Source organism: Terriglobales bacterium, from assembly GCA_035624475.1.
In the GTDB taxonomy this organism is placed as follows: Bacteria; Acidobacteriota; Terriglobia; order Terriglobales; family Acidobacteriaceae; genus DASPRL01.
Map to the genome: position 1 here is coordinate 1 of DASPRL010000340.1, position 8,152 is coordinate 8,152.

The following is an 8,152-nucleotide window of genomic DNA, read 5'->3' on the forward strand; positions in this document are numbered from 1 at the left end:
CAGGAGGGCAGATGTGCGGCCCGGGCCAGGGGCTGGTAGATGGCATAGATGCGGCGTGCCATCCGCCACTGGGCGGCGGCCTCGCCGAGTTGCAACGTCGCCGAACTCATCGCTTGATGATCCAATTGGAGACTTCGCTCAGGAAGCGCGCCGCCACCGCCATCTTGCCGTTGTGGTACTGCACCGCTACCACCGCGGCCTCCGTCGACAGAGAGCCGTCGGAGTTCTGCAGGCGCACCCGGTCGTCGAATTCCAGGGGCAGCGAGGAGGCGAACAGCACCTCGTTGGGCGTGCCGAACTCAATCAGGGTGAATTCGCTGAACTGGCGGCCTTGGGCGTCGTTTCCGGTCACGTGCACCGGGATGCGCACGGCCATGGCTTCAGGAAAGAACTGCGCCAGCCGTTCCACCGATGATTCCCCCGCCAGCCGGGATGTGAGCACGCCCTCGTGAGCCAAGTTGTTCCCCGCTTCTGCCACTACACATCCAAGCGTCCGGGGCGCTGCCCCGGACACAAGGTGCGGGGAGGTTGGTGCACGAACACGACCAAACCTAGTCCTTCCGCAGCCTCATATTAACTTCCTTATTATTCAATATGTTACAGGCGTGACGGGGGAGCGCGGCGAAGCCTGGCCATGGCCCCATGTCTCATTCTGAAACAGTGTCTCAGCGACTCAGTGCAGGCTGGTGGCTTCTGCAGGGAACTTGATGTTGTAGCGCTTGAGCTTGCGATAGAGAGTGGCGCGGCTGATGCCGAGCATCTTGCCGGCCAGGGTCTTGTCGCCGTTCACCTGCTCGAAGACGCGCTGGATGGTGGCCCGCTCCAGGTCCTCCAGGTCGGTGGCGGAGGGGCCGTTGCCGGGGGACTCCAGGGGAGCCAAGGCGGCGGCGGAGCGCAGGGCGGGAGGCAGGTCGTGGACATCGACGCTGCGGCGGTTACCCAGGGCCACCGCCCGCTCCACGCAGTTCTGCAGTTCGCGCACGTTGCCCGGCCAGTCGTAATTGAGCAGGCAGTTCATGGCCGCCGGCGTCACCGGCATGGACTGCCCGGGAGCGTACTGTTCCAGGAAGCAGCGCACCAGCGCGGGGATGTCGGCTTTGCGCTCGCGCAGCGCGGGCACGTGCACGCTCACCACGTTGAGCCGGAAGAAGAGGTCCTTGCGGAAGGTGCCGGCGCGGTAGGCCATCTCCAGGTCGCGGTTGGTGGCCGCGATCACGCGCACGTCCACCTTGATGCGGTCGTTGGAGCCCACCGGGCGAATCTCCTTCTCCTGCAGGGTACGCAGCAGCTTGGCCTGCATCTCCAGGGGCAGCTCGCCCACCTCATCGAGGAAGATGGCGCCGCCGTTGGCGGCCTGGAAGAGCCCTGCTTTGGACTTCAGCGCGCCGGTGAAGGCGCCCTTGGTGTAGCCGAAGAGCTCGCTCTCGATCAGGGTGGGCACCAGGGACCCGCAGTCCACGGCCACGAAGGGTCGCTTGGCGAAGGAGCCGCGGAAGTGGATGGCGCGCGCCACCAGCTCCTTGCCGGTGCCGCTCTCCCCGCTGATGAGCACGGGCGTGCGCGTATCCTTGAGCCGCGCCACCAGCCGCAGCACCTCCTGGATCTTGGGCGAGGAACCGGTGATCTCGTTGAGCTCCATCTCCGTCCGCACCCAGTCTTCCAGATACTCGTTCTTGGCCACCAGGCGGACCTTCTCCGCCATGCGCTGCAGCACCAGCTTGAGTTCCTCCACCCGGAAGGGCTTGGAGATGTAATCGTAGGCGCCCAGCTTCATGGCCTGGACCGCGGTCTCCACCGAGCCGTGTCCGGTCATGATGGCGATCTCGGATTTAGGTAGCAGGGCTTTGACCTGGCGCAGCAGCTCCACCCCTGACATCTTGGGTAGCATGAGGTCGGCGACGATGAGGTCGGGGGCGTTGTTTTCCAGATAGGCGAGGGCAGCCTCGGCGCTCTCCGCCTCGGCGCACTGGAAGCCCAGCGACGCGCCGATGGTCATGCACAGGCGGCGGATGGACTGCTCGTCGTCGACGATGAGGAAGTGGATGCGAAAGTCGTCGCTCATGGCGCCTTCCCGAAGATTTTCTGGACCACCGCCATCAACTGCTGCACGCGGAAGGGCTTCTCCACGCAGGGCGCCCCGGTCCGGCGCAGGATGGCCAGGGTCTCCTCATTGACCGTGTCGCCGGTGATGAAGACCACGCGGGAGGCCAACTGGGGCCGGTTCTTCGCGATCCAGGCATGCACGTCGGCGCCGTTGATGCCACCAGGCGTGCGCATGTCGGAGATCACCCCCAGGTAGTCGCCCTGGGCCAGCAGTTGCAAGCCCTCGGCCCCGGAGCGGGCGGGTACCATGCGGTAGCCGTAGCGCTCCAGGGCAGCGCTCAGGAAGGCCATGACCGAGGGTTCGTCCTCGATCACCAGCAGGGGCGGGGCAGCGGCGGCGCTCATGCTCCCTCCTTCTGCCGCGCGGCCACCGGCAGGGTGTTGGGGACGATGGGCAGGCGCACCGAAAAGGTGGCGCCCGGGCCGCCGGCGTGGTTGTGGCAACTGATCTCGCCGCCGTGCTCGTGGACGATGCCGTAGCAGATGCTCAGCCCCAGCCCGGTCCCCTTGCCCACCTCCTTGGTGGTGAAGAAGGGGTCGAAGATGCGGTCGGGGTACTGGACGCCGTCGCCGTTGTCGCGGAAGAGGATCTCGGCGAACTCGCTGTGCGCCGCGCTCTCGATCTCGATCCTGCCGGGACGGCCGCAGGCGCGCACCGCGTCGTAGGCGTTGTTGAGAATGTTGAGGAAGACCTGCTGCAACTGGTGAGAGTCGCCCACGATCTCGGGCATGGGCTCCTGCAGACGTTCCACCACCTCCACCCCGTGGCTGGAAAAGTCGTAGGAGCGGAGCTGCAGGGTGCGGCGCAGGACCTGGTTGAGCTGCACCGACTCGCGCTGGGGCGGGCTCTGGCGGGCGAAGCTGAGCAGGTTCTGCACGATGGCGCGGGTCCGCTGCGCCTCCTGCACGATCACGCCCAGGTCGCGGCGCGCGCCCGCCGGCACCTCCGGGTTTTCTATCAGCAGATCAGCGAAGCCCAGGATGGCGGTGAGCGGGTTGTTGACCTCGTGGGCCACGCCCGAGACCAGTTGTCCGACCGCCGCCATCTTCTCGGCGTGCATGAGCTTGGCCTGCAACACGGCGGCCTCGGTGATGTCGGTCATGACCACCACGATGCTGGTCACGTGGCCCAGCTCGTCGCGCATGGGACTGAGGTTGACGGAAAAGTGGCCGGCCTGGCCGTTGCCGCGGGTGAGGATGAGTTCCAGATTGTCGACCTGCTCGCCGCGCAGCGTGGACTCGAAGGCCTGGGCCAGGGCCTGGCGGCGCGAGGCGGCGACGAAGTCGGCCAGGGGGTGTCCCAGCAACTGCTCCTGGCGGTAGACCCCGGCCTCGAAGCAGCGGCGGTTGGCGTAGCTCACCAGGCCCGCCGTGTCCAGCACCAGGATCATGCTCTGGGTGTGGTTGAGGATCTTGCTGTTGAAGTCGCGCTCGCGCTGCAACTGCGCCTGGAACTCCTTCTGCTCAGTGACGTCGAGCATGACGCCGCGGTACTGGGTCACGCGCCCGTGCACGTCGCGCACCGCGAAGGCGTTCTGCAGGGTGTGGATGAGGGAGCCGTCCTTGCGGCGTAGCACTTCTTCGTGGTTCCGCAGCACGCCGCTCTTCTCCACCGCCTGCTGGTAGCGCCGGCGCGTCTCGGGAGAGAGATAGATCTGGCCGGGGATGTCGACCTGGAGCAGCTCTTCGCGGCTGGCGTAGCCCAGCATGCGCACCAGGGCGTCGTTGACCTCGATGAAGCGGCCCTCCGGCGAGGAGAAGAAGATGCCCTCCTGCACATTGTCGAAGAGCTCGCGGTAGCGGCGCTCGGCCTCGCGCCGGTCGGTGATGTCCTTGAGCACGTGAATGGTCTGCCGGCCCTCGTGCAGCGCCCCGTGGATGCGCGAGGTGGAGATCAGGTAGGTGCGCTCCAGCACGGGATGGATGTACTCGTCGGCGGAATCGGCGCCGGCGCGGCAGAAGGGGCAGGGCTGGCGGCCGCCGTCGGCGGCCAGCGAGACCAGCGCCCGCATGTTCACCCCGATCAGGTCCGCCGGAGGAACTCCGATGAACTCCGCCAGGGAGCGGTTCACACGCAGCACGCGATGGCTCTCGTCGTGCACCACGATGAAGTCGGTGATGGCGTCGAAGATCTCCGCCCACTGGTGGCTGGCCTGGACGATGCGGGAGAAAAGGCGCGAATTCTCCAGCGCCACCGAGGCGTGTCCGGCCAGCGCCTGCAGCAGGTTGCGGTCCTCCTCGCGCAGTTCGGCGCCGCGATTGGCCAGGCAGAGGACGCCGACCAGCTCGCCGTCGGCCCCGCTCAGGCGGGCCAGCACCACATCCTGCCAGCCCAGGGAAGTCGCCAGCGACGGACCCAGCAGCTCGGTGGCGGAGCCCACCCGCAGCGGCTCGGCGCAGACCGCGAGGGAATCCGCCAGGGCCAGGTTCAGGCGGCGCAGCAGGGCGCGCTCGGAACCCACCCCCGGATCGAGCAGGATCACGGTTTCGACCTGGTTGCCCTGGACCAGGGCCAGGGCCCCGGCGCGCGCTCCCAGCATCTCCATCGCCCGCATGGTGAAGCTGCGCACAAAATCGGGCAGGCGGATGGAGGTGCTTAGCTCCACCGCCAGTTGCATCAGGTTCTCGGCGCGGCGACGGTGCTGCTGGGAAAGGTCCACGGTGTGCGCCGCTTCCAGCGCCACCGCCACCTCCGAGGCCAAAGCCTGGGCGCGGCGCACGTCTTCCGTCGAAATGGGGGCGCCGTCGCTGCGGTCCAGGACCCCAAGCACTCCCAGCACGCGTGCGTCCGAGCTCAGCAGCGGCACCGCCAGGTATTGCTTGATCTGGAACCGGTCGACCGCCGCCTGATCGCGGGCGGGGTCTTGGCTGACGTCGTCGCTCCAGTAGGGCTGCTTGCGGCTGAGGATGGCTTCCGAGATCTTGGGCCCCAGGGGCTGGCGCAGAGGCTGGGCCTTGCCGCCGACCGAACCCCAGCGAACCTCGTAGTCCTCGCCTTCTCGCAGGGCGAGGTAGGAGCGTCGAAAGCCCAGAAACTCGGCGGCGCGGACCACGAACTTCTCCAGGAAGCGGTCGAAGTCGGCGATGGAACCCAACTCGGAGGAGATGTCGAGCAGGGCCTGCATCTCGTTGGCCTGGGCGTTGGCGGTGGCGTAGAGCTCGGCGTTGGCCAGGGCCAGACCGCCCAGGTTGGCGACCGCCTCCAGCAGGGAGCGGTCGGCTTCGGAGAAGCGGGGCTCGGCGCCGGAGTACACCAGCAGCGAGCCGGTGGTGCGGGCGGTGTGCAGCGGGGCCGCCATGACTTGGCTGGCCGGCGCCAGGTCGTGAACATCGTTCACCTCCGGCGAGAGCGCCAGGACCACCGGATGATCGCCGGAGGCGGCGCGAGCGGCGAGCTTTTCCGTGGAAGGGCCCCTGCCGGCGGCCAGGCGGGCGCGGAAGCTCTCTCCCAGGGCGGCTGGATCGGCAGCCACGGACCGCAGCTCCGCGCGCTCTCCCTCCAGCAGGAACACCGCCACCAGGGGAGCGCGGAAAAGCCCTTGGAGCTGGCAGGCCAGGGTCTGGGTGACGGCCACCAGATCCAGGCTGGCGTGCAGGGCATGCGCGCACTCCACCAGCTTTTGAAAAGGGCCGTCCAACCGCGGCGGGGCGGGGAGTGCAGCGGTCGCGTCGTTGAGGGCCGACATAGCTTGCGTTGCGGGCTGCGCCTGGCTAAGTAGCTAGGACGGCCCACCATACCCTTCAATCTCAATTTGAGTCAAGGAGATTGCCGAGGCCGCGCTTCACCTGCCAACTGATTGGAGCCATCCATTCCACGTCTCACAGTGAGACGAACCCGTGGTGTGAGCACGAACCAAGTGAGACACTTGGCCTGATAAGAGTGAGCCGATGACCCGGCTGGCTTGTGGTAAATTTTCCGTAACCCTATGAAATGTAGCGTGTTAGAATCTCGGCTGCCAGCCTATCCCAAATCCTCCCCAGGTGGCACCGGTCGTGCTCAAAGGAAGCCGGCGGTGTTCGTCCGCCCGTTTTCTTGAGGAGGAGTTGTGTTATCAGGAGGAAGAGTAAGGTGGTTGGTGGTGGCGGGCCTGCTGGCGGTGCTGGTGGGCTTGGCGGTGTCGGCGCCCGGGGCTTACGCCCAGGAGGGTGCGCGCAAGATCAAGACGAAAGTGAATCCTGTTTATCCCGACCTGGCCAAGCAGATGCACATCACCGGGGCAGTCAAGATCGAGGTGGTGATCACGCCCGCAGGCACGGTGAAGAGCACGAAGGTCCTCGGCGGGCATCCCCTGCTGGCGGCCGCGGCCGAAGACGCGGTGAAGAAGTGGAAGTTCGAGCCAGCTTCGGGGGAGACCACCGAGGTGATCCCCTTCAACTTCACCCTCGAATGAGGCCCAGGCCCAGGCACGGGTTCTGCTGGAGGCATCAGCAATGACGATCGGCAAGCGACTGTATTACGGCTTCGGGGCCTTGTTGGTCCTGCTGGGGCTGCTGTTCGTAGTCTCCATCACGGGCTGGTTTCACCAGCGCGGCACGCTCAAAGAAGTGCGTGCCATCGAGGCGGTGCGCACCGTGATGGTGCAGAACCGCCTGGTGCTGGGCAACTACCTGCTCAGCGGCGATGCCCGCGAGGTGGACAAGCTGGCCAAGGGCGTCACCGACCTGAACGGCGCGCTGGATGATGCCATCGCCAAGGCCACGACCGAGCAGGTGCGGAGCGATCTCGTCCGCGTCAAGGACCTGGAAGCGAAGTGGAAGACGGAATTCGCCGATCCCCTCATCGACAAGCGCAAGCAGGTGGACGCGGGCAACGCCACCGTGGCCGAGCTCCAGATCTCCTATCTGCAATTGGACCCCGCCGGCTGGCTGCAGAAGTCCCAGGCCCCGGTGGAGGATGCCCTGGAGGTGTCGCAGAAGGAGGATGACACGGCCAGCGCGGTCACGCTGTGGGCCTCCTTCATCTTCTTCGCGCTGGCCCTGGGCGCAGGCTTCGTGATCAGTCGCAAGACCAGCAGGGCCATCACCGATCCCCTGGGCCACCTGATCGCGGTGGCGCGCGAGATCGGCGACTCCGGCGACCTCGACCAGAAGGTGGACATCGACCGGCAAGACGAGATCGGCGAGCTGGCCAAGACCTTCAACAACATGGTGGGCTACCTGCGCGAGATGGCGGCGGTTTCCGAGGCCATCGCCGGCGGCGACCTCACGGTCTCGGTGGAGCCGCGCTCCAAGCGCGACACCCTGGCCCACGCCTTCAGCCGCATGACCGAGGGCCTGCGCGCCCTGGTCAAGAGCGTGCGCGACAGCGCCGCCCAGGTGGCCAGCGGTTCCAATCAGGTGGCCGACGCTTCGGACGAGTCCGCCAAGATCAGCGTGACCGCTTCCAGCGCCATCGACGAAGTCACCAGCACCATGCACGAGATGAGCATCAACGTGCAGAACATGGTGAAGAACACGCAGACGCAGGCCTCCAGCGTCTCCGAGACTTCGGCCTCCATCGACGAGATGGTGGCCTCCATCCAGCGCGTGGCCGACACCGCCAAGGTGCTGCTCGACATCTCGCAGCGCTCCCGGGAAGAGGTGCACAGCGGCATCGCCACCATGGAAAAAGCCACCGACGGCCTGGGGCGCATCAACACCGCCATCCACCAGTCGGCGGAGATCATCGCCGTGCTGGGCCAGCGCGCCGACGACATCGGCAAGATCATCGAGGTCATTGACGACCTGGCGGAGCAGACCAACCTGCTGGCGCTCAACGCCGCCATCGAAGCGGCGCGCGCCGGCGAGCACGGCCTGGGCTTCGCGGTGGTGGCCGACGAAGTGCGCAAGCTGGCGGAAAAGTCGACGCAATCGACGAAGGAAATCGCGGACCTGATCGAGAGCATTCAGAGAGAAGCACGGCAGGCCGTAGAGAACATGGAGCACAGCACGCGGATCGTGGAGGAAGGCTTAAGCCTGGGGAACGATCTGGGTTCGGCGCTGCACAAGATATCGGACGTTGTGACCGAGGTGTACAAATTCTCACAGGAAATTGGAGCGGCCACGAACG

General features: G+C 66.4%; 6 protein-coding genes. 2 read left to right on the top strand and 4 right to left on the bottom strand.

Annotated elements, in window-relative coordinates; translation table 11 throughout:
- Positions 1-106 precede the first annotated feature (106 nt).
- From VEG08_13410 to VEG08_13425, 4 genes are all read right to left on the bottom strand, one after another.
- Entirely contained in the window at positions 107-478 is a 372-nt protein-coding gene (locus VEG08_13410) for a hypothetical protein (protein ID HXZ28984.1), read from the bottom strand.
- A gap of 195 nt (positions 479-673) precedes the next feature.
- Complete coding sequence (locus VEG08_13415; protein ID HXZ28985.1) at positions 674-2,062, bottom strand: sigma-54 dependent transcriptional regulator; 1,389 nt, start codon at positions 2,060-2,062, stop codon at positions 674-676.
- Positions 2,059-2,448, bottom strand: a complete 390-nt coding sequence (locus VEG08_13420; GenBank protein ID HXZ28986.1) for a response regulator — start codon at positions 2,446-2,448, stop codon at positions 2,059-2,061. Before VEG08_13420 ends, VEG08_13415 begins: the two co-directional genes overlap by 4 nt.
- The gene (locus VEG08_13425; protein HXZ28987.1) at positions 2,445-5,789 is read right to left on the bottom strand and encodes a PAS domain S-box protein; all 3,345 of its coding nucleotides are present in this window, start codon (positions 5,787-5,789) and stop codon (positions 2,445-2,447) included. The genes VEG08_13420 and VEG08_13425 overlap by 4 nt, the downstream gene beginning before the upstream one ends.
- 390 nt (positions 5,790-6,179) lie before the next feature.
- Between VEG08_13425 and VEG08_13430 the strand changes: the two genes are divergently transcribed.
- Entirely contained in the window at positions 6,180-6,494 is a 315-nt protein-coding gene (locus tag VEG08_13430; GenBank protein ID HXZ28988.1) for an energy transducer TonB, read from the top strand.
- 40 nt (positions 6,495-6,534) lie between these two features.
- Positions 6,535-8,152: methyl-accepting chemotaxis protein (locus VEG08_13435; protein HXZ28989.1), on the top strand; the 1,618-nt coding region annotated here is incomplete at its 3' end.

Bases quoted from the DNA above. Each gene is read 5' to 3' on its own strand.
- VEG08_13415 (HXZ28985.1), bottom strand. From the start codon at position 2,062: ATGAGCGACGACTTTCGCATCCACTTCCTCATCGTCGACGACGAGCAG.
- VEG08_13420 (HXZ28986.1), bottom strand. From the start codon at position 2,448: ATGAGCGCCGCCGCTGCCCCGCCCCTGCTGGTGATCGAGGACGAACCC.
- VEG08_13425 (HXZ28987.1), bottom strand. From the start codon at position 5,789: ATGTCGGCCCTCAACGACGCGACCGCTGCACTCCCCGCCCCGCCGCGG.